The 21,937-nt window shown below is 65.7% G+C and carries 17 protein-coding genes; 11 read left to right on the top strand and 6 right to left on the bottom strand.

Going from position 1 to position 21,937, the window contains the following annotated elements; genetic code table 11:
- Nucleotides 1–45 precede the first annotated feature (45 nt).
- The 3 genes from J5J86_RS12135 to J5J86_RS12145 all read left to right on the top strand — a co-directional run bounded on the left by J5J86_RS12135 (nt 46) and on the right by J5J86_RS12145 (nt 5,313).
- The gene (locus tag J5J86_RS12135; protein WP_209098248.1) at nt 46–1,440 is read left to right on the top strand and encodes a TolC family outer membrane protein; all 1,395 of its coding nucleotides are present in this window, start codon (nt 46–48) and stop codon (nt 1,438–1,440) included.
- A 352-nt stretch (nt 1,441–1,792) separates the two neighbouring features.
- The gene (locus tag J5J86_RS12140) at nt 1,793–2,401 is read left to right on the top strand and encodes a PopZ family protein (protein ID WP_209098250.1); all 609 of its coding nucleotides are present in this window, start codon (nt 1,793–1,795) and stop codon (nt 2,399–2,401) included.
- A 125-nt stretch (nt 2,402–2,526) separates the two neighbouring features.
- On the top strand, nt 2,527–5,313 hold the full coding sequence (locus tag J5J86_RS12145; RefSeq protein WP_209098258.1) for a valine--tRNA ligase: 2,787 nt from the start codon (nt 2,527–2,529) through the stop codon (nt 5,311–5,313).
- An 84-nt stretch (nt 5,314–5,397) separates the two neighbouring features.
- On the opposite strand, the gene chrA is transcribed toward J5J86_RS12145, so the two are convergent.
- Nucleotides 5,398–6,582, bottom strand: coding sequence for a chromate efflux transporter (gene chrA / locus J5J86_RS12150; protein ID WP_209098260.1), 1,185 nt, complete (start codon nt 6,580–6,582; stop codon nt 5,398–5,400).
- A 350-nt stretch (nt 6,583–6,932) separates the two neighbouring features.
- Between chrA and J5J86_RS12155 the strand changes: the two genes are divergently transcribed.
- Together J5J86_RS12155 and J5J86_RS12160 are read left to right on the top strand one after the other, a co-directional pair.
- Nucleotides 6,933–7,925 (top strand): tetratricopeptide repeat protein, encoded by a 993-nt coding sequence (locus tag J5J86_RS12155; RefSeq protein ID WP_247657563.1) that lies wholly within the window; start codon nt 6,933–6,935, stop codon nt 7,923–7,925.
- Between the two features lie 120 nt (nt 7,926–8,045).
- Nucleotides 8,046–9,056: a BMP family protein gene (locus tag J5J86_RS12160; protein ID WP_209098262.1), complete on the top strand. Its 1,011-nt coding sequence runs from the start codon at nt 8,046–8,048 to the stop codon at nt 9,054–9,056.
- A gap of 43 nt (nt 9,057–9,099) precedes the next feature.
- On the opposite strand, the gene xth is transcribed toward J5J86_RS12160, so the two are convergent.
- On the bottom strand, nt 9,100–9,888 hold the full coding sequence (gene xth, locus J5J86_RS12165; protein ID WP_209098264.1) for an exodeoxyribonuclease III: 789 nt from the start codon (nt 9,886–9,888) through the stop codon (nt 9,100–9,102).
- A gap of 310 nt (nt 9,889–10,198) precedes the next feature.
- Between xth and J5J86_RS12170 the strand changes: the two genes are divergently transcribed.
- Both J5J86_RS12170 and J5J86_RS12175 read left to right on the top strand, forming a co-directional pair.
- Nucleotides 10,199–11,422: an MBOAT family O-acyltransferase gene (locus J5J86_RS12170; RefSeq protein ID WP_342449038.1), complete on the top strand. Its 1,224-nt coding sequence runs from the start codon at nt 10,199–10,201 to the stop codon at nt 11,420–11,422.
- 4 nt (nt 11,423–11,426) lie between these two features.
- Entirely contained in the window at nt 11,427–12,566 is a 1,140-nt protein-coding gene (locus J5J86_RS12175; protein ID WP_209098266.1) for an alginate O-acetyltransferase AlgX-related protein, read from the top strand.
- A gap of 36 nt (nt 12,567–12,602) precedes the next feature.
- Here J5J86_RS12175 and erpA read toward each other — a convergent pair whose 3' ends face one another.
- Nucleotides 12,603–12,941 (bottom strand): iron-sulfur cluster insertion protein ErpA, encoded by a 339-nt coding sequence (erpA, locus tag J5J86_RS12180; RefSeq protein WP_209098267.1) that lies wholly within the window; start codon nt 12,939–12,941, stop codon nt 12,603–12,605.
- A 99-nt stretch (nt 12,942–13,040) separates the two neighbouring features.
- On the opposite strand from erpA, the gene J5J86_RS12185 reads away from it, so the two are divergent.
- The 3 genes from J5J86_RS12185 to J5J86_RS12195 all read left to right on the top strand — a co-directional run bounded on the left by J5J86_RS12185 (nt 13,041) and on the right by J5J86_RS12195 (nt 17,720).
- Entirely contained in the window at nt 13,041–14,243 is a 1,203-nt protein-coding gene (locus tag J5J86_RS12185; RefSeq protein WP_209098268.1) for a deoxyguanosinetriphosphate triphosphohydrolase, read from the top strand.
- A gap of 32 nt (nt 14,244–14,275) precedes the next feature.
- Entirely contained in the window at nt 14,276–16,033 is a 1,758-nt protein-coding gene (gene argS / locus J5J86_RS12190; protein WP_209098269.1) for an arginine--tRNA ligase, read from the top strand.
- A gap of 82 nt (nt 16,034–16,115) precedes the next feature.
- A complete protein-coding gene (locus J5J86_RS12195) occupies nt 16,116–17,720 on the top strand; it encodes an SPOR domain-containing protein (protein ID WP_209098270.1) in 1,605 nt (534 codons plus the stop codon).
- 115 nt (nt 17,721–17,835) lie between these two features.
- On the opposite strand, the gene J5J86_RS12200 is transcribed toward J5J86_RS12195, so the two are convergent.
- Complete coding sequence (locus J5J86_RS12200; RefSeq protein WP_209098271.1) at nt 17,836–18,735, bottom strand: ATP-binding protein; 900 nt, start codon at nt 18,733–18,735, stop codon at nt 17,836–17,838.
- Between the two features lie 366 nt (nt 18,736–19,101).
- Here J5J86_RS12200 and J5J86_RS12205 point away from each other — a divergent pair, with 366 nt between their 5' ends.
- The gene (locus J5J86_RS12205; RefSeq protein WP_209098272.1) at nt 19,102–19,788 is read left to right on the top strand and encodes a hypothetical protein; all 687 of its coding nucleotides are present in this window, start codon (nt 19,102–19,104) and stop codon (nt 19,786–19,788) included.
- 12 nt (nt 19,789–19,800) lie between these two features.
- On the opposite strand, the gene J5J86_RS12210 is transcribed toward J5J86_RS12205, so the two are convergent.
- Nucleotides 19,801–20,655 carry a sulfite exporter TauE/SafE family protein gene (locus J5J86_RS12210; protein WP_247657565.1) on the bottom strand — a complete coding sequence of 285 codons (855 nt, stop codon included), beginning with the start codon at nt 20,653–20,655 and terminating at the stop codon, nt 19,801–19,803.
- Nucleotides 20,656–20,849: 194 nt separating this feature from the next.
- Complete coding sequence (gene dusA, locus J5J86_RS12215) at nt 20,850–21,806, bottom strand: tRNA dihydrouridine(20/20a) synthase DusA (RefSeq protein WP_247658509.1); 957 nt, start codon at nt 21,804–21,806, stop codon at nt 20,850–20,852.
- Nucleotides 21,807–21,937 lie beyond the last annotated feature (131 nt).

The raw sequence follows: 21,937 nt of genomic DNA on the forward strand, positions 1-21,937 counted from the left end.
GCGAGAGGGTCGGAAAGTACGTCTGCGTCCCTCGGGGAGATTTATATGTCGCTTGCGGCACGAGTGAGCCGACGCATTTATCTGCTGGCCTCAGTCACCGCCGTGACGGTTGCTGCCTTCAGTTCCAATGTGTCTGCGCAATCCTTGGATGCGGCGCTTGCTGCGGCATACATCAACAATCCCAGCCTGAATTCACAGCGCGCGGGAACCCGCGCCGTGGATGAGAACGTGCCGCAGGCCCTGTCCGGCTATCGGCCCAATGTGTCGGGCAATGTCAGCGTCGGAACGCAATATGCGCGCAGCACTGCCTCGGGTGTGTCGCAGGACGGGACGCTTACGCCGCGCCAGTACAGCCTTACCATCACGCAGACCATCTTCAACGGCCTGTTGACCGCCAATACCACTCGCAGGGCCGAGTCTCAGGTGAAGGGCTCTCGCGAAACCTTGCGCAACACCGAGCAGACGGTGATGCTCAACGCGGTCACGGCCTATATGAACGTGATTCAGGGCATCGCGCTCCTCGAGTTGCAACAGCAGAACTTGGCGGCGTTGCAGCAGGAGTTGCGGGCGACCCGCGATCGCTTCAACGTCGGCGAGGTCACCCGCACCGACGTGGCGCAGGCCGAGGCCCGTGTGGCCCAGGCGCAATATTCGGTCGCCCAGGCGGTGTCCAATCTCAGTTCCTACAAGGCACAGTATCGTCAGGTGATCGGCGTGGAGCCGGGCAAGCTGACCTCTCCGGGGCCGGCCATCGAGCGGAAGATTCCGCCGAGCGTCGAGGGCGTGATGGCCGTGGCCACGAAGGAGCATCCTGCGGTTCTTGCGTCCCAATATGCGGTGGATGCAGCCAATTTCCAGGTGCGGATGTCCGAGGCGAACCTTTCGCCGGTGCTGAGCGTGCAGGGCAGCTTGAGCCAGAGCTACGACCAGAGCGAGTCGGTGGACAGCGCGACCGGCGCCGGCGTGATGCTCAACCTGACCGTTCCCTTCTATCAGGGCGGCGCGGAATATTCCGCCGTGCGTCAGGCGAAGGAATATCTGAGTCAGGCGCGCATCGAGGTGGATGTGAACCGGGACGCTGTGCGCACCAATGCTGTGCAGTATTGGGGTGCGCTGGTGGCGGCCAAGTCCCAGATCGAGGCGGCGCAGGCCCAGGTGGCAGCCAATACGCTGGCCCTTGAAGGCGTGCGCGAGGAATGGCGGGTGGGACAGCGCACCACCACCGACGTGCTGAACGCGCAGACCGATCTGACCAATTCCAAGTCCGCCCTCGTGCAGGCGCAGCGCGACCGGGTGGTCGCCGCCTATTCGCTGATTTCGGTGATCGGCAAGCTGGACGCGGTGAACCTTGCGCTCAAGGTTCCGGTCTACAATCCCAAGGTCCATTACGATCAGGTTCGTGACAGCTGGTTCGGCTTGCGGACCCCCGACGGCAAGTGATTTGCCAGGCGCATGACGCCGGACGTCATGCGCCTTCCACCGCTATGCGATGAGTGCCCCTGGACGTTAGGGTCATAGGCGCATCGGTTGGAGAATGGTTCGGGCGCGGGAAGTGAAACGCGCCTGAAACCTTTGCCTCATGTGGCGGTACGACTGTGCCTCAACTGCTTCCTGTTCAGCATGTCTGTGAATCGCGACCCCCGAGGGGTTTCCGCGCCAACCGGTCAATGCCATAGTTAAGGAAGATTAAGTATTTGGTGTCCAACGGTTCAGCGTCGCGAGGCGCGCCGGCCGAGATACCGCTGGTCGGGGTTGGGACATGTCCGCAAGCGCGAAGCCTCAAGAGCCGTCCATGGACGAGATCCTGGCCTCTATCCGCCGGATCATTTCCGACGACCATTCCATTGCCAGGAAGGCGGCTGCATCTGTTCCGGTGCGCCCGCGCGCAACAGGTTTGGACCCGGCCACCGCTCTGCACGACGTGGACGCGGCGGCCCCCGGTGCCCCGGTGGCTGGAGATGATGTTTCCTTTACCCAGCCTACGGCGGAAGCCGTTGTGACCGCCCCTCCGGCGCAGAGCGAGGCACCAGACATGTCCGATTTCTCCTATTCTCCCTCCGCTCAGCCGCAACCTGCGCCGCGCCGGGCCGAAGGTCGAGACGCGTCCACCACACGGCCCTCGACCGCACGCTCGGCCGAGGCGGACCCCGTCTCCTCTCGGCCGTTCGCGGACAGCGGCCGGCGCAAGGACCTGGTCTCTCCCTCGGTGGATGCCGCCGTGACCGCGGCCTTCGAGTCGCTGGGCGATCTCGTCCTGCCCACCCATGAACGCACGGTTGAGGATCTCGTGAAGGAGATCCTGCGGCCCATGCTCAAATCCTGGCTGGACGAGAACCTGCCGCACTTGGTCGAGCGCCTCGTGCGCCAGGAGATCGAGCGGATTTCGCGCAACGCGCGCTGATCTCTCCGTCCTTCATTTCCTGCCTCATTGACGGCGGCCCGTTGACGACGGAGCCGCCGTCCGGCTTTAACGCGCCCCTGACACAATTCTGAAGGGCCGCGCGCAGCCCTCCGGGGAGCACACGCATGCTGGACAAGGTCTTCGATCCCGCCGCCGTCGAGGCGCGCATCTCCACGGCCTGGGAAGAGGCCGGGGCATTTCGCTGCTCCCGCCCCGAGCGCAAGGACGCGCCCGGTTTTTCCATCGTCATCCCGCCGCCCAACGTCACCGGCTCGCTGCATATGGGCCACGCGCTGAACAACACGCTCCAGGACGTGCTGGCGCGGTTTGAGCGCATGCGGGGCAAGGATGTGCTCTGGCAGCCGGGCATGGACCATGCCGGCATCGCCACCCAGATGGTGGTGGAACGCCAGCTCATGGAGCGCAAGGAGCCGGGCCGGCGCGAGATGGGCCGCGCCGCCTTCGTTGAGCGGGTGTGGGCCTGGAAGGAAGAATCGGGCGGCACCATCGTCAACCAGCTGAAGCGCCTCGGCGCCTCCTGTGACTGGTCGCGCGAGCGCTTCACCATGGACGAGGGGCTCTCCCGCGCCGTCCTCAAGGTGTTCGTGGAACTGCACCGGGCGGGGCTCATCTATAAGGACAAGCGGCTGGTCAATTGGGACCCCAAGCTGCTGACCGCCATTTCCGACCTGGAGGTCCAGCCCACCGAGATCAAGGGCAACCTCTGGCACCTGCGCTATCCGGTGGAGGGCGAGCCGGGCCGCTTCATCGTGGTGGCCACCACCCGTCCCGAGACCATGCTGGGTGATACGGCGGTGGCGGTTCACCCGGAGGATGAGCGCTACAAGGACCTGGTGGGCAAGCATGTGGTGCTGCCGCTGGTGGGCCGGCGCATTCCCATCGTGGCGGACGAATATTCCGATCCCGAGAAGGGCTCCGGCGCGGTGAAGATCACTCCCGCCCATGACTTCAACGATTTCGAGGTGGGCCGCCGTCATCGCTTGCCCATGATCAACGTCCTCGACGCGGAGGCCCGCATCGATCCCACCGGGATTCGTGAGGACTATCTCGCGCGGCGCGACGCCTATGTGGACGATCCGGACTTTGGCGGCGTCCTCGGCCTGCTGGCCGGGACGGATCGCTTTGCCGCGCGCAAGCAGATCATCGAGCTCCTCACAAATCTGGAACTGCTGGAGACCATCGAGCCCCACACCCACATGGTGCCCCATGGCGACCGGTCGGGGGTGGTGATCGAGCCCTGGCTCACCGACCAGTGGTATGTGGACGCCAAGACCCTGGCCCAGCCGGCGCTCGCCGCCGTGCGGGAGGGGCGCACCAATTTCGTGCCCAAGAATTGGGAGAAGACCTATTTCGAGTGGCTGGAGAACATCCAGCCCTGGTGCGTGTCGCGGCAATTGTGGTGGGGCCACCAGATCCCGGCCTGGTACGACCCCTTCGGCAATGTCTTCGTGGAGCTGGACGAGGACCAGGCCTTCGAGGCCGCCATTGCCCATAATGTGGCGAAGGAAAACCTCACCCCCGACGAGGCCCAGGCCCTCATCGACGATGCCGACAAGCGCGCGGAATTCCTCACCCGCGACGAGGACGTGCTCGACACCTGGTTCTCGTCCGCACTGTGGCCCTTCTCCACAATGGGCTGGCCGGACGAGACGCCGGAGCTGGCCAAGTTCTATCCCACGTCGGTGCTGGTGACGGGCTTCGACATCATCTTCTTCTGGGTTGCCCGGATGATGATGTTCAGCCTCCACTTCATGCCCGACGTGCCGTTCCACGACGTCTACATCCACGCCCTCGTCCGTGACGAGAAGGGCGCCAAGATGTCGAAGTCAAAGGGCAACGTCATCAACCCGCTGGACCTCATCGACCAGTATGGCGCCGACGCCCTGCGCTTCACGCTGGCCGCCATGGCGGCCCAGGGGCGCGACATCAAGCTCGCCACCTCGCGGGTGGAAGGCTACCGGAACTTCGCCACCAAGCTCTGGAACGCCGTTCGCTTTGCCCAGATGAATGGCTGCGAGCGCGTGGCGGGCTTCGACCCGGCCGCTGTGGAGGGCACGCTCGCCCGCTGGATCATCGGCGAGGCGGCACGGGCCACCAGCGAGGTGACGGCTGCCATCGAGGCCTATCGCTTCAATGATGCGGCGGGCGCGGTCTATCGCTTCCTGTGGAACGTGTTCTGTGACTGGCACCTGGAACTGGCAAAGCCGGTCCTCTCCGGGCCCGACGGGGCTGCCAAGGACGAGGTGCGCGCCGCCACCGCCTTCGTTCTCGATGTCGCCCTGAAGCTGCTGCACCCCTTCATGCCCTTCCTCACCGAGGAGCTATGGGCGCGCACGGGCGAACATGGCCCGGCCCGCGAGGGGCTGCTTGTCCTGGCATCCTGGCCGGACACGGCCGGCCTTGAGGCGCCGGATGCGGAGGCCGAGGTGGGCTGGGTGGTGGATCTCGTCACCGAGATCCGCTCCGTGCGCGCCGAGATGAACGTGCCGGCGGGCGCGCAGATCCCGCTCGTGCTGGTGAATGCCTCGGACGAGACGAAGGCCCGCGCCAAGGGCTGGGAAGATGCGCTGCGGCGCCTTGCGCGCCTTTCCGAGGTGACGGTGTCCGAGACCATGCCCTCAGAGGCGGTTCAGATGGTGGTGCGCGGAGAGGTAGCTGCCCTACCGCTGGCCGGCATCGTCGACCTCACGGCCGAGTTGGCTCGCCTGCGCAAGGAAGAAGGCAAGCTCGACCAGGAAGTGGCCCGCATCGATGGCAAGCTGTCCAACGCCTCCTTCGTCGCCCGCGCGCCGGAAGAGGTCGTGGAAGCGGAGCGGGAGAAGCGCGAGGAATATCTCGCCCGCAAGGCCAAGGTGCAGGCGGCCATCACCCAATTGTCTTCCAGCGGTTGACGGTGTAGCGGGGTCGCCAAGCCATTTGGGCTGAAGATTGAACGAAGGCCGCGGAGCGATCTGCGGCCTTCTTCTTCGGCGGGATCAGTGCAAGGCGACGCCGGCCGCCGCCAGCAGCGCCACGACGCTCCAGGGCGGCGCGCGCCAGATGGTCAGGAGGAGGAAGCCGGCGGCTGCCAGAAGGAAGTCGAGGCCATTGCCAATGGCGGAGGTCCAGACGGGATCATAGAAGGCGGCAGCCAGCACCCCCACCACCGCCGCGCCCGCGCCGCGCATGGCCGCCTGGGCAAGGGGGCGCTTGCGCAGCGCATCCCAGAAGGGCAGCGCGCCATAGACCAGGAGCAGGCCGGGCAGGAAAATGGCGAGGGTGGCAATCAGCGCGCCGGCAAGGCCGTTGGGTGGCAGTTGGGCGACCGCGCCGAGATAGGCCGCGAAGGTGAAGAGAGGGCCCGGCACGGCCTGGGCGAGGCCGTAGCCAGCCAGAAAGTCCGGCGCCGTCACCCAGCCGGGTTCGACCACGGCGGCCTGGAGAAGGGGCAGAACCACATGCCCGCCGCCAAAGACCAGCGCGCCCGAGCGGTAGAAGGCCTCGAAAAAGGCCAGCACATGGCCGCCCAAGGGAGCCAGCAGGGGCAAGGCCACCAGCAGCGCCAGGGCAAGGATCAGCGCGCTCGCGCCCACGGTGCGGGAAATGGGGACGTGAATGTGGCCAACCGGTTGGGGCGTTTCTCCCCGGCAGAGCACAAGCCCTGCCGCCGCGCCGACGGCGATGGACAGCGTCTGGCCCATGACACCCGCGCCGATGGTCGTCGCGGCAAGGCCGGCAAGCGCGATGCCGGCGCGCGGTCCATCGGGCGCCAATGTGCGCGCCATGCCCCACAGCGCCTGGGCGACCACGGAGACGGCCACCAGCTTGAGGCCATGAATGAGGCCAGACAGCGCATCGTCGGTGAGAGCGCCCATCCCGAAACCACATATCAAGAGCGCCAGGGCCGAGGGCAAGGTGAAGGCAATGAAGGCTGCGATGCCGCCGGCAAGGCTTCCCGCACGCATGACGCCGAGCGCGAACCCCACCTGACTGGAGGCGGGGCCGGGCAGGAACTGGCAGAGCGCCACCAAGTCCGCAAAGTCGGGATCTGACAGCCAGCGGCGCCGAATGACGAAAGTCTCGCGGAAATATCCAAGATGGGCAACCGGCCCACCGAATGATGTTAGGCCAAGTGCAAGGAAGGCCCGAAAGACCTCGGCGACAGAACCTTTGTCGGACATTCAGGTTTCCCAGAAGGAAGGGCGCCGCCGCTGAAAGTCACGACGACGATTGATGCATTACTAGGCATTTACCATGTTTTGGCGGGCGATACGAAGTAACACCGCCTATCCTGTAGCACATCAATGTGTCGGGGAAGACACACTGTGGCTCTTTCAGAAATGAAGGCGGCCCTCCCTCTAGGAAGCGCCACGATCCCGCCTCAAAACATAATGAAATCGAAGGACGCGTGCTGAACCGAACGCCCTTGTGGCGGCGGCGGTGGCGCCCAGAGGTATTTTGGATGGTGTGGAGCGGGACCATAAGGGGCGGAAAGCCGGACATCCGGGCGACGGATCGCCCCGGAGATTCCATGGCTCGGCCTCGGCTCGGCCCTGTTCTTGCCCGGCGGGCGTGGGAACCTGCCATCATCATGAACGCCAGTCGCCGCATTCCGATGTTCCGTTCCTCCCTGACGCTGCGCGGGCTTCGCGAGCGCTTGCCGGGTGGCAGCGTCGCGGCTCGACTGGCGGTAACGGCGCTTCTCGTCGGCGCAGGCCTCTCTGGCGCCGCGCATGCCTTCGACGGCAGTGCCCAGCCGAGCGACGAGGTGGGCCGCTCCCTGACGCCGCCCGCCAATGTGCCCCTGGCGCCTCCCGTTCGACCGGTGGACGAGGCGTTCCGCACGGGAACCCAGGCGCTGCGCCTCGGTCAGACAGCCAAGGGCATCGACGCTCTGCGCTATGCTGCCGACCAGGGCCACCCCGCCGCGCAGTGGAAGCTTGGCCGCATGTATGCGGACGGGGACGGCGTCAAGCGTGACGATCTGAAGGCTTTTGAGTATTTCAGCCGTGTCGCCAATTCTCACGCCGATGACTATCCTGGCACGCCGCAGGCCCGGTTCGTGGCCAGCGCTTTCGTTGCGCTGGGCGGCTATTACCTGGTGGGCATCCCCAATACGGGGGTGCGCAAGGATCCGTCGCGCGCGCGCGACATGTATGCCTATGCCGCCTCCTATTTCGGCGACCCCGTGGCGCAGTATCGCCTGGCCAAGCTCTATCTGGATGGGACGGGGGTCAATCGCGACCCCCGGCAGGCCGCCCGCTGGCTCATCCTCGCTTCCCAGAAGGGGCAGTATGAGGCCCAGGCGGTGCTCGGCCACATGCTCTTCCGTGGCGAGAACGGCATTCCCCGTCAGGGTGCCCGCGGCCTCATGTGGCTGACGCTGGCGCGCGATTCGGCTGCGGGTCCCGAGGACAAGTGGGTGGTCGATCTTTATGACGACGCCTTTGCCGATGCCACGCCGGACGAGCGGGCCCAGGCGCTTCGCTACCTGGAGCAGTGGCTGAAGACGGCCCAACGCTGACGGCGTCCTTGCGCCTCGCCGTTCTGCTGTGCAGTGCGATCTTTCCATTCTTGTGCAGGTGCGAAGGCCCCCCATAATGCCCCAAAGGAAATGGCGCCTGAAGGTGCCGGAGGGGTATTGATGATGCTGACCAATCGCCGCCGTTTTCTCGCTGCCAGTGGCGCCTGTCTCGCCGCCGGACTTCTGCCCATTTCTGCCGCTCGGGCGCAGGACGCCGCGTCCAAAGCGGGCCTTCTGCTGCCTGGCCGCCGCGACGATGGCGGCTTCATGCAGGCCGGCTTTGCGGGCTTTGAGAGCGCCACGCGGGAGATGAAAGCGCAGACCGTCATCATCGATGGCGTTCGCCCGCAGAAGGACGAACTGGTGGCGGCCCTGCGCCAGATCGCGGCGCAAGGACCCTCTGTGATTGCCGCCCATGGCGGGCAATGTAACGAGGCGGCCAGGATCGTGGCGGCCGAGCAGCCGCAGATCCAGTTCCTGGTGATCCAGGGCGGTGTCGAGGGTCCCAATCTGACGAGCTACGAGGTGCTTCAGGAGCAGTCCGCCTGGCTCGCCGGTGCGGCGGCGGCCCTGATGACGAAGACGGGCGTGGTCGGCCACATTTCCGGCATTCGCGTGCCGCCGGGCCTGAAGGGCAGGGCGGCTTATGCAGCAGGTGTGGCCCATGCCAAGCCCGGCGTGAAGCTGCTCACCACGTTCTGCGGCGAGCAGGACGACGCCGCGCTGGCGGCGAAGGTGACGGTGGCGCAAGCGGACGCGGGCGCCGACATCATTTTCACCATGCTCAATGCCGGCCGCACCGGCGCCATCGCCGCCTGCCGGGAGAAAAAGATCAAGCAGATCGGCAATGTGCGGGATTGGGTGCCGGTGGCGCCCGATGTCTTCATTGCCAGCGCCATAGCGGACGTGTCTGTCGCCATGTCCGATGGCGTGACCGCAGCGCTTTCCGGCCGGCTGGTGCCGGGCCAGCATGTGCGGCTGGGGGTGGCCAATGGCAGCGCCGTCCGCCTCGCCATGGCCCCCGATGTGCCGGAGGCGGTTCGGGGCGTGATCCTGGCCTATACGGCCGACATTGCCAGCGGAAAGATCGTGGTGCCCACCAGCTATGAGGGACCCGAATTCAGCTTGTGAGCGGTGTGGCCGGCCCCTTCGCGGGCGCCGGCCCGCGCGGAGCTCACGCGGCGATCTTGAGGTCGATCCAGGCGGGAACGTGGTCGGACGGGCGCTCCCAGGCGCGCACATGCTTGTCTATACCGGCAGCGATCAGCCGATCGGCCGCCTGGGGGGACAGGAGCAGGTGGTCGATGCGGATGCCGAAGTCCCGCTGCCAGGCGCCCGCCTGATAGTCCCAGAAGGTGAAGAGGCGCTCGGCGTCGGAGGTGGCGCGCAGCGCATCCGTCAGCCCCAGATTCACGATGTCGCGGAAGGCCGCCCGGGTGCGCGGCAGATAGAGAGCGTCTTCCGTCCAGGCGGACGGGTCGGCCGCGTCACGCGCTTCTGGAATCACATTGAAGTCGCCGGCAAGAATCAGCGGCTCTTCCAAGGCGAGGCGGCTGCGCGCGAAGGCCTTGAGCCGGGACATGAAGCCGAGCTTGTAATCATACTTCTCGGTCTGCGGCGGGTTGCCGTTCGGCAGATAGATGCAGCACACGCGCACCACCCCCGCCTTGGTGGAGACCACCGCCTCGATGAACCGGGCCTGTACGTCCCCGTCATCGCCGGGCAGACCGCGCGTCACGTCCTCCAGCGGCAGCTTGGACAGGAGGGCGACCCCGTTGAAGGTCTTCTGCCCGTGGACAACCACATTATAGCCGAGCGCCTCGAAGGGATCGGCGGGGAAGGCTTCGGTCTGGCACTTGATCTCCTGGAGGCACACCACGTCGGGCTCGGCTTCCTTGAGCCAGGCAACCGCATGGTCGAGGCGCTGGCGGACGGAATTGACGTTCCAGGTGGCGATGCGCATGGGACCCTCTCAGACGGCCGCGAGCATATGATCAAAAGTGATAAAGGCAAACACACGCCGCTCTTGCCGCGACGGCGAAACAGTGGCATTGCCGGTGTGTTTCTGTCTCCGAGGTCTCCGCAGCGGCATGACGTTCGCATCCATACAGTTTCTATTCTACTTTCTGCCGCTCTTCTTGATCTTGTACTATTCAGTCAAGTCGATGAAGTTACGAAACGCAATTTTCGTAACTTTCTCGCTGATTTTCTATTCAGTGGGTTATACGCCGCACCTAATTCTTCTTCTCATTTCGATTTTCATCAATTATCGCTTGGCGTTGTTGATTGACGGGCGCGAAGGCTTGCAGCGCAAGCGCATCCTGATCATTGCTGTCAGTTTCAACGTGTTGCTGCTGGGCGTATTCAAATATACTGGCTTCTTTATCCAGAACATCGATGCCCTGATCTCGCCCCTCGGGTGGCATATTCCTATTCCGCAGATTGGCCTTCCGCTCGGAATTTCCTTCTATTCATTCCATGCGATTTCCTACATTGCGGACATCTATAAGGGGCGGGTGCGTGCGAACCGGGATATTGCCCAGTTCACGCTTTACATGACCATGTTCCCGCAATTGGTGGCCGGCCCCATCGTCCGCTATTCCACCGTCGCCCGTCAGCTCAACCAGCGGCGCACCACTTGGGGGCGCTTCTCCGCTGGCGCCCGGATCTTCGCTTTGGGCTTGGCCTGGAAGGTGCTGATCGCCGACGAGGTGGCCCGCATCGTTGACGTGGTGTTCGACGGCAATACCGCGCCGGCCTTCACGGAGGCGTGGCTCGCCGTCTATTCCTACGCCATGCAGATCTACTTCGACTTCGGCGGCTATTCCGCCATGGCGGTGGGTCTGGGCGTCATGGTGGGCTTCACCTTGCCGCGCAACTTCCGCATTCCCTATGCGGCGCTCTCCATCACCGACTTCTGGCGCCGGTGGCATATGAGCCTGTCCTCCTGGCTGCGCGATTATGTCTACATCACCATGGGCGGCAATCGGCGCGGCCCCACGCGCACCTATCTCAATCTATGGACCGTCTTCGTCCTGTGCGGCCTGTGGCACGGGGCCAGCTGGAACTTCATCATCTGGGGCGTGCATCACGGCAGCTTCCTGGTGATCGAGCGGGCCGGCCTCAAGCGCTGGCTGGATGCCGCGCCGCGTGCCGTGGCGCACGTCTATACGTTGCTGGTGGTGTTCAGCGGCTGGGTCTGGTTCCGCGCGGAGACCTTCGAGGGCGCCATGGACATGTTCCGCGGCCTTCTGGGCCTGAACGGCTTTGGCGGGATCACGGTGTCCATGCATTTCTCGGTCCAGCCCATCACCATTGCGGCCCTCGTGGTCGGCGGCCTGATCGGCTTGTGGAAATGGCCGCGCCTGCGGCTGTCCGGCGGGCTGAAGCCGGTCGCTGCGGTGGCCGATTACGCGATGGTGTTCGCGGTGATGGTGCTGTCGGTCCTGTGGATCGGCGGCGGCCTGCCGGCACCCTTCCTCTATTACCGGTTCTGACGCCATGACACTCCTGGCTTCTCATCGCCGCTATATGGGCCTGCTGGTGGTCGGCGTCCTGGTGGCCCTGCTGCTCAGCAACCTCATTCCCGATCCCGCCGGCCGGGGCATCTGGCGCGGCGGCGTGAAGCCGCCGAACGCCCCCTGGTACCAGCAGTGGCACGGCAAACTTCAGCGCCTTGGCCTTTATTTCCAGGACAATTTCGGCTTCCGCGCCACCTTGCCCATGGCGCGGCGGGAAGTGCGGGAGGCGTTCGGGTCCGAGGACATCCGCCCAATCTATTTCGGCCGCAATGGCCAGCTCTTCACCACCCTCCAGCAGAGTGCCGAGCAATCCGCAGGCATTCTCATCCGCAAGGGGGCCGTGGAGCGCTTCACGGCGCTGATGGCAGTCCTCCAGCGTCATCTGGAGCCGTTGGGCGCGAAGCTCGTTGTCGCCATTCCGCCCAATGCACAGTCGGTGGATCTGGCCGAGCTGCCCGAGTGGCAGGACAAGTATCCGGTGCCCTACACCGAATATTCCATGATGCTCGACACCCTGAAGGCAGACGGCATCACGGCCGTGGACCTGCGCAAGGTGCTGCGGGAAACGCCGGCCCCGCGCCGCTATCTCGCCAACGACACCCATTGGACCCACAAGAGTTCCGTGGTCGCCTTCAACGCCACCATGGTGGCTGCGGGGCATCCCGACTGGCAGGTGAATCTGGACGAGGTGGTTGGCCCCATGGAGCCCTACGGGCTGGGAGACCTGGGCCGCCTGCTACGCCGGGCGCCACCGCTGCCGGACGAGAACCAGCATCTGAACTTGAAGCCCGAGCAGCCTCAGTTGCCCATGCCGGGTGTCACCGCCCATCATCAGCACCGTGCCTTCGATCCGTATGTGGTCAAGTATTCGGACCAAGGGCCGCGCGTGATCGTGCTTGGCGATTCCTTCACGGTGGGGGTGTGGACGCGGCTCTTCGCCTTCACTCCGGTGTCGGAGGCTGCGTGGATGCATTTCAGCAGCACCACGTTCGGCTCGTGCGACTTCAATTTCAGGGACGTGATGCGTTTCCGACCCGATCTTGTGATCGTCGCCCGCACCGAACGCCTCTTCCCTTGCATGAAGGATGCATGGCCGAAAGGCCTGCCCTTCCGCTTTTGAGGCGGGTGGCCCGGGCGGGGCACGCCCGGGCTTAACTCAAAGCGAGAAGCTGGTGCCGCAACCGCAGGAGGCGGTGGCGTGGGGATTGTCGATGCGGAAGGACGCGCCGATCAGGTCGTCCACGAAATCGATGCGCGATCCGGAGAGATAGTCGAGGGAAACCGGGTCCACGAGAATGGTGGCACCGTCCTTCTCGATCACCACGTCATCGGCGGCCCGTTCGGCGGTCACATCGAACTTGTACTGGAAGCCGGAGCATCCCCCGCCCTCCACCGAGACCCGCAAGGCGGAGGAGGGGGCCTCGCCGGCGAGAATCTCGCTGATGCGACGGGCCGCGCTGTCGGTGACGATGACGGACGAGGTGGCGGTATCCACTGGGGCGATCCTTGCGCGAAAAGGGACGACAGGACGGTTGATCCTGAACCTCCTAGATAGTTAAGTGCGCCCGCCGAAGAGTTAAAGAGGGGCGCAGGCATGGCGGTTTCAGGCGGCAGGCCCCGGGTGGCCTGGGCGAGCCATGCGGGCACCAGCCGGGGACGCCTTCAGACCGAGACCGACGATTCGCGCAGCCCCTTCCGCCGCGATTGCGACCGCATCATCCATTCTACCGCGTTCCGGCGGCTGAAGCACAAGACGCAGGTCTTCATCTATCACGAAGGCGACCATTACCGCACGCGCCTCACCCACACCATTGAGGTGGCGCAGGTGGCCCGGTCCATCGCGCGCGCTCTGGGGCTGGACGAGGATCTGGCGGAAGCCCTGGCGCTCGCTCACGATCTCGGCCATCCGCCCTTCGCCCATGCTGGCGAGCGGGCGCTCAATGCATGTCTGCAGGCCCATGGCGGCTTCGACCACAATGCCCAGTCGCTGCGCGTGGTGACGCGCCTGGAGCGCCGCTATGCGGCCTTTGACGGCCTCAACCTGACCTGGGAGAGCCTGGAAGGCATCGCCAAGCACAATGGTCCGCTCACTGACCGGCAGGGCCGGGGCATTGGCCGCTATGCGGCTGGCCTGCCCCATGCCATTGCCACCTATTCCGCCTTCCAGGACCTGGAATTGTGGAGCCATGCCGGGCCGGAGGCCCAAGTGGCGGCGATTTCCGACGACATCGCCTATGACGTGCATGACATAGACGACGGGCTGAGGGCCGGCCTGTTCTCGCTGGACGACCTCGCCGGCCTGCCGGTGGTGGGGGAGGCGCTCCAGGAGGTGCGCACCCGCTGGGTGGGGCTCGATCGCAATCGCACCGCCCATGAGGTGATGCGGCGCGTCATCACCCGCTTCATCGAGGATGTGGTGCAGGAGAGCGAGGCGCGAGCCGAGGTGGAAGAACTGTCTGACGTGGCGGCGGTGCGCGACCTCGGCCGGCCCATCGTCGGCTTCAGCGCCCGTATGCGGCGGGACGAGGAGGCCATCAAGGCCTTCCTCATTCCGCACATGTATCGCCATCGGCGCGTCGAGACCGTGATGCAGGATGCCCAAGGCGTGATCCGCGACCTGTTCGGGCATTTCGTGGCCCATCCGGGGGACATGCCCCAAGGCTGGGCGCAGGACCTCGATCCCTCCGATACCCCGCGCCTGACCCGCCGCGTGGCCGATTATATCGCTGGCATGACCGACCGCTATGCGCTCGACCAGCATGCCCGTTTCTTTGACTTGACGCCGGATTTGCGTTAGGCGCCGCTGCCCTCATCGCGCTGGAAGCACTCATGAACGTTTATGCCATCTTCGCCGATCACGTGCGGGTCGTCCTCGCCGATCTGGCCCGGGAAGGCGTCGTGCCCGAAGGGCTCGACCTGACGCGTGTGGTGGTGGAGCCCCCGCGCGATGCCGCCAATGGTGACCTCGCCACCAATGCGGCCATGGTGCTCGCCAAGGATGCGCGCATGAAGCCGCGCGATCTGGCGGTGCTCATTGCAGGGCGGCTGGAGGCGGTGACCGGCGTCGCCAAGGTGGACGTGGCCGGACCGGGCTTCATCAATCTCACCCTGGTGCCGGGCTATTGGTCCCAGGTGCTGGCGGCACTCCTGCGTGCGGACGGCGATTTCGGCCGGTCCCAGTTCGGAGCGGGCGAGCCGATGAATGTGGAATATGTCTCCGCCAACCCCACCGGCCCCATGCATGTGGGCCATTGCCGGGGCGCGGTGTTCGGTGATGCGCTGGCCGCGCTGCTCGCTTTTGCCGGCTTCAAGGTTACCCGGGAATATTACATCAACGATGCGGGTGCCCAGGTCGACGTGCTCGCCCGCTCGGCCTATCTGCGCTATCGCGAGGCCGTCACGGGGCAGGTCGCCGAGATCCCCGACGGGCTTTATCCCGGTGACTATCTGGTGCCGGTGGGCCAGGAAATGGCGCGCATCCACGGACCCGAATATCTGGAATCGCCGGAAAGCGAATGGCTGCCCATTTTCCGCAGCTTCGCCATCGGCGCGATGATGGTGATGATCCGCGACGACCTGGCGGCGCTGGGCATTTCCTTCGACGTCTTCTTCTCGGAGCGCTCCTTGACCACCGGCACGGACCGGGTGGGCTTGACCATCGAGCAGCTGCGCCGCACGGGCGAGGTCTATGAGGGGCGTCTTGCTCCTCCCAAGGGCGCGCCCATCGAGGATTGGGAAGATCGCGAGCAGGTTCTCTTCCGCTCCACCGACTTCGGCGACGACGTGGACCGGCCGCTGGTGAAGTCCGACGGCAGCTACACCTATTTCGCCGGGGATATCGCCTACCACAAGGACAAGTTCGATCGCGGCTTCCGCCGGATGATCGACGTGTGGGGCGCCGACCATGGCGGCTATGTGAAGCGCATGCAGGCGGCGGTGAAGGCCGTCTCCGCCGGCCAGGCCACCTTGGACATCGAACTGTGCCAGCTGGTGCGGCTCTATCGCAATGGCGAGCCCGTGCGCATGTCGAAGCGGGCCGGCTCCTTCGTGACGCTGCGCGAGGTGGTGGACGAGGTGGGCCGTGACGCGGTGCGCTTCATGATGCTGTTCCGCAAGAATGACGCGCCGCTCGACTTCGATCTGGCCAAAGTGATCGAGCAGTCGCGGGAAAATCCGGTTTTCTACGTGCAATATGCCCATGCCCGGGCCCATTCGATCCTGCGCAATGCGCGCGAGACTTTCCCGGACCTGCCGGAGGGCCGAGGCGCCTATGCGCTCGGGGATCTGAAGGCGCTGGATGATTCGGGCGAGGTGGGGCTGCAGATGAAGCTGGCCTTCTGGCCCCGTCTCATCGAGCAGGCAGCGGTGGCGCGCGAGCCTCATCGCGTGGCATTCTACCTGCACGAGCTGGCCAGCGAGTTCCATGCTCAGTGGAACCGGGGCAAAGACCTGCCTCATTTACGCTTCATTATCGAGAATGATCGAGCATTGACCATCGCCAGGCTGGCATTGGTCCATGGCGTGGCTGCGGTCTTGGCTTCCGGTCTGACATTGCTGGGAGTCGAGGCGGTCGAAGAAATGAAGTGACGGCGGTGTCGGGGAGTGGTGTTATCGTCCTCCTGACGTTTTGCGCGCCGATCATGGGTTCAACGGACACCTTCGAGGCGATATGGGCGACGAAAGCAGCTTCCGCTCCCGGCGCGACGATCTGACCGGCTCCGCGCCAGGCGCGCGGGCGCCTGGTGGAAACGTGCGCGACGCCGAGGATGCTCTCGCCGAACTGGCCCGCATGATCGGCGACCAGGATCCTTTCGCCGACTTTGCGGAGGTGTCCCGCGCACCCCCGCCGCAGCCTGAACCGCCCACCCGGCTCCGCGTCCCCCGAAGCGATGCGCCCACCCGCGCGCCGGCCTCGCCACCGGTGGAGCGTCGGTTCGAGGATTGGCAGCCGGGACGGCGCACCAATGGTGGACGGGAGGCGACCCTCCCGCCGCAGGCGCCTGCACCCTACGGCACAGAAGGCTTGACTCAGCGCCCGCGAGCGCCTGAGCCGACCATCGTGCGCCCGGCGTATGACCCCAATGCCGGGGCTGAAGATCCGCGCACCGCCGTGCGTCAGGGATATGGCTCGCTGGCCGCCCGCCGCGCGGCGGAAGCGCCCGCGCCCTCCTACGCGCCAGAGCCGACGGTTGCGCGTGGGGCGCAAGGCGGCGAGGCTTATGGCCAACCGCAATATGCCCAGCCCGCCTATGCGCCGCAGGGGCGCGCTGCCCCCGCCCGTGAGGACGAGGCTGCCGGCTATGCCTATGGCGCCAAGAGCGACGAGGCCTATGACGAGTATGATGACGCCTACGACCCGACTTATGACGAGGAAGGCTACATGCCTCCTCACGGGGAGGAGGTGTATGACGAGGAGCCACGTCGGCGCCGTGGTCGCACCGCTCTCATCGCAGTGGCCTGCCTGATTGGCCTTGGCGTTGCTGCGACGGCCGGGATCTTCGCCTATCGGATGGGCGGTTCGGGCTCCGGAACCGTCAGCGCCTCCGGTGGCGATGCGCCGGTCATCAAGGCCGATTCCACGCCCACCAAGGTGGCGGCTCCCTCGCCCGAGGGCGCGCCCGGCGGCGATGGCCAGAAGCTGATTTATGACCGGGTGGGCAATGCCCAGCCGGGTAAGGAAAAGGTGGTTCCGCGCGAGGAGCAGCCGGTCGACGTGAATGCCGCTGCCGCCGCCGCGCCGCCGGCGGCCGGGGCTCCGGCGGCCGCGCCGGCCAACGCCACGGAGCCAAAGAAGGTACGGACCGTCGCAGTACGCGCCGATGGAACGGTGGTGGCTTCCGCCTCCCCGGTCTCCGTGCCCCCCGCGACCGGCGTCGCGCCCACCGCCTATGCGCCGACCCAGAACCCGGCGCCCACGGGCCTCCCCACGCCGACGCCCGTGGCCACCATGCCCACCAATGGCGCCGGCATACCGGTGGCCAGCGCTGGCCAGGCCAACGCCACGCCGCCCCAGGCCACGGCGTCTGGCGGCTATGTGGTGCAGGTCTCCTCCCAGAAATCCGAAGCGGATGCGCTGGGGTCCTGGAAGGTGCTGCAGGGCCGCTATCCGCAACTGCTCGGGAACTACAAGGCCACTGTCCGCAAGGCGGACCTCGGCGACAAGGGCGTGTATTACCGGGCCCAGGTCGGCCCCTTCGCCAGCCGTGACGATGCCATCTCGCTCTGCAACAATTTGCGGGCCCAGGGCGGCGACTGCGTGGTGACGAAGAACTGATCAGCCCCGAGGCGGCTCTGGCCGCGCCCCCGAACGTCAGAAGGCCCGCGGATCTCGCGGGCCTTCTTTTTTATCAATGCCTTAAGTGTGGTTCCTGAACCTTTTCCCGAACCGCTTATTCCGCAGCCTTGAGTGGCAAAGCGAGGCGGCCGGCGAGGTCCTGCACGAACTGCCAGGCTGTGCGGCCGGAGCGTGCGCCGCGCGTGGTGGCCCATTCGAGCGCCTGTGGGCGCCACGTGGCCTCATCCACGTTCAGGCCGTGATGGGCCACATAGCCCGCCACCATGGCCAGATATTCGTCCTGGCTGCACTTGTGGAAGCCCAGCCAAAGCCCGAAGCGATCGGAGAGCGAGACCTTTTCCTCGACCGCCTCGCCGGGATTGATGGCGGTGGAGCGCTCATTCTCCATCATGTCCCGCGGCAGGAGGTGGCGGCGGTTGGAGGTGGCGTAGAAGATCACATTGTCCGGCCGGCCCTCGATGCCGCCTTCCAGCACCGCCTTCAGGGACTTGTATGAGGTGTCGTCGGCATCGAACGAGAGATCGTCGCAAAAGACGATGAAGCGATGTGACGAAGCCCGCACCAGCGACATGAGGATCGGCAGGCTCTCAATGTCCTCGCGATGGATCTCTACCAGCTTCAGGCGAGAGGCGGCGCCTTCCGCCGCGCGCTTGCCGTTGATGTATGCGTGAGATGCCTTCACGAGCGAGCTCTTGCCCATGCCCCGGGCGCCCCACAAGAGGGCATTGTTGGCCGGCAGCCCGCGGGCGAAGCGCTCGGTATTCTCCACCAATTGGTCTCGCACCCGGTCGATGCCCTGGAGCAGGTCCATGTCCACGCGGTTCACATGGGGGACGGGGGAAAAGCGCGGCGGCTCGGTCTGCCAGACGAAGGCGTCGGCCACCTCGAAATCGGGTGTGGGAATGCGCGGCGGCGCGATGCGGTCGAGCGCATCGGCGATGCGCACCAGCAAGGCGTGGACGGGGTCGGCGGTCTGCGATGTGGTCGGCGTCATCAGGCCTTCTCCCTTGAGCCCGATCCGATCGGCCCTGGCGGACCGATCGCGAAATCAGCTTCTGGTCTTCTGGTGAAGGGGCGCTCGGTGCGCCCCTGGCGCTGCCCCCTCCGGAGCGGTCTCAACGGGATAGCGAGGGCGAGGTCCTGTAACAAGCCACCCCCGAGAGCGTCCGAACCCGAAGGCATGCCGGAGGCGCATGTGGGTTCCACAGGGCGGACCGGACTTCCTGTTGCATTGCGGAAAGGGGACGTTAAGGTCTTCCCGGTTGATTTGGTCGGGGGCTCCGGGGGGAGCGCGAGGCACGGCACTCTTCGCTTCGGCGAGGGAGGCGCCCCGCGTATGTACCCGTTTATCGGAGAGCCCATGCCATTGCGCGCCTGCACTCTTCCAAGCCATATCCTTGCCTTCAACGGCCTGCTGGCAGGACTGCTCGTGTTCCCCGCGCCCATCGTGGCCGCCCAGGAGCTCACGACCAGCGTGAGCCGTTCGGAGCATTTCGACGGCAGCAGCGGCGTCGCCGTGACCGGCAACTTCTCTTCTTTCGACTGGACCCAATTTGGGCTCGACATGTCCCTGGCCTCCCAGCGCAGCGTGCTGCCGGCAGGGGCGGTGCTGCCGGGAAGTCTCGGCTCTTCCGATGCCGCCGCCTGGGCGCGCTTCAACCTGCCGACCGGTGCGCTACCCTGGGACGCCAGCAGCCTCACCCTTCGCCTCGATCCTTTTCAGGATCAGCGCAAGATCGAGAGCGCCTTCAGCCGAGACATCGAGCTTGCGCCACAATTGAAAGTCGGCTTCTCGGATTCCTACGCCTTCGTCATGGAGAGCGGATCGCAGACCTGGTCCACCGACAAGTCCGTTCATCTGGATCTCGGCGCTACGGGCACCCGCCTGTCGCTCTCGGCGGGCCTGAACAGCGCAGAGCGCGCGTGGCTGCCCTCGGTCAGTGCACGGCAGCCGCTCATTGGGCCGGTGGTTCTGACCACCACGCTGGCGGACACCGGCAGCGAGATCAATCGCTCCATCACCGCCGGTTTCAGCCGCACGTGGTAGCCCTCCTTCGGCTCACAGCGAGGCGATCAGGAAGCGTCCGGCCATGAGCAGCAGGAACACGCCGAATCCGATCTCAAGCCCACGCTGCGGCAAGGCATGGGCGATGCGCGCTCCGTAGGGGGCCACCAGAGAACTGATGGGCGCCATGAACAAAAAGCCGATCACCGAGATATAGCCGATGGACAGCGGTGGCAGCTCGTCCATATGCGGCCAGCCGGCAATGGCAAAGCCGATGATGCCGGGAATGGGGATGAGCATGCCGATCCCCGCCGAGGTGGCCACCGCCGAACGGATCGGCACCCCATAAAGGGTGAGCACCATTGTGGAGAGCCCGCCGCCGCTGATGCCGATCAGCGAGGAGGCGAGGCCGATGAAGAAGCCATAGCCCCACATGGCCGGCTTGCCCGGAAGCTGGTCGGCGATCCGCCAGTCGGCGCGCCCGGACAGCGCCTTGGTGGCCATGAGGAGGGCGATCACCACGAAGGCCATCTGTAGCACCTTGCCGTTGGCGAACCCGGCAATGGCGCTGCCGCCGATGATTCCCAGAATGGCCGGCACCCGCCAGGTCTCAAGCACCCCCGGCACCCCGGCGCCCCGGGCCTTGTGGGCGGAATGGGACCGCATGGAGGTGGGCACGATGATCGCCAGCGACGTGCCGACGCACAATTGCATGCGCAGCGATTCATCCACCCCGAGAAAGCCGAACACCTCATAGAGGACCGGCACGATGACAGCGCCGCCGCCGACCCCGAGCAGCCCTGCGAGCAGACCCGTAATGATCCCGCCGGCGGCCAGGGCCACTGCCAGAAAGCCGAGATCGTGCCAGGAGATGGAAGAAAGGTTGGCGAGCATGGTGCCGTCGGACATGGCCTGTTCGCGCGCCGGCGGGGGCCGCAAGGGCCAGAGGCGGCGAAGCGGAATGAGGTGGGGGAGGGCATCCGTTCCGCCGGAGGGCGGGAAGATGCCACAGGAGGCCGCACAATGGCGGTCCCCCACATCCCTTGTCCACCTTCACCAGGGCCGAGGCGTTCGGAGAGCCATGCGCGCAGAGAGGGGCGCGCTCAGGCCGCTCGCTCCCGCCCCCCACGCCGTACCAGGGCGACAGCCGCCCGATAAACGTCGAGCCCCGCTCCGGGCTGGATCGCCTGAGTCGCCAGATGCCGGCGATAGGCCCGGGCCCCGGGGCGACCCGAGAACAAGCCAAGCATGTGGCGGGTAATGTCGTGGAGGCGGCCGCCCCGCTCCAGATGCCGGGCCACATAGGGCTCGAACGCTTCGACGGCTGCGAAGGCATCCGCATGGGGCGCGGGCATGCCGGCGAAGGCCGGATCGACCTCCAGCAGGATGTCGGGATTCTGGTAGGCGGCCCGTCCCAGCATCACCCCGTCGAGCCCGGCACCTTGGGCGAGGGCATCGGCGATGGTCGCCAGCCCGCCATTGAGATGGATCGGTACGTGCGGCAGCCGCGCTTTCAGGCGGTGCACGCGCTGATAATCGAGCGGCGGGATTTCCCTATTGTCCTTGGGAGACAGGCCCTTTAGCCAGGCCTTGCGGGCATGCACGGTGAGGGCGTCGGTGCCGGCGGCGAGGACCGCGTCGGCGAGTGCATTCAAGGCGGTCTCGGGATCTTGATCGTCGACGCCAATCCTGCACTTCACCGTGACCGGGATCGACACCTTCGCCTTCATCGCAGCGATGCATTCGCCCACCAGCAAGGGCTCGCGCATGAGGCAGGCGCCGAAATTGCCGCCCTGGACCCGATCCGAAGGGCAGCCAACGTTCAGATTGATCTCGTCATAGCCCCAGTCGGCGCAGATGACGGCCGCCTGGGCGAGCAGCGCCGGGTCCGACCCACCCAACTGCACCACCACCGGGTGCTCTTCCGGCGCAAAGCCGAGCAGCCGCTCGCGGTCCCCGTGAATGATCGCAGGCGCCGTGACCATTTCCGTAAACAGACGGGCATGCCGCGACAATGTGCGATGAAAGGCCCGGCAATGGCGGTCCGTCCAGTCCATCATAGGGGCGATGGCGAAACTGAGTGGTGGAGCTTTCAGCATTATGTCGGTGACTTCAAATAGCGACTTCACATCGTGCGTCTTCGAGTTTTTCCACGATACGCCTGAATGTCCGATCTTTCGACGCGAGAGTG

The sequence above is a fragment of the Aquabacter sp. L1I39 genome, assembly GCF_017742835.1.
GTDB lineage: Bacteria > Pseudomonadota > Alphaproteobacteria > Rhizobiales > Xanthobacteraceae > L1I39.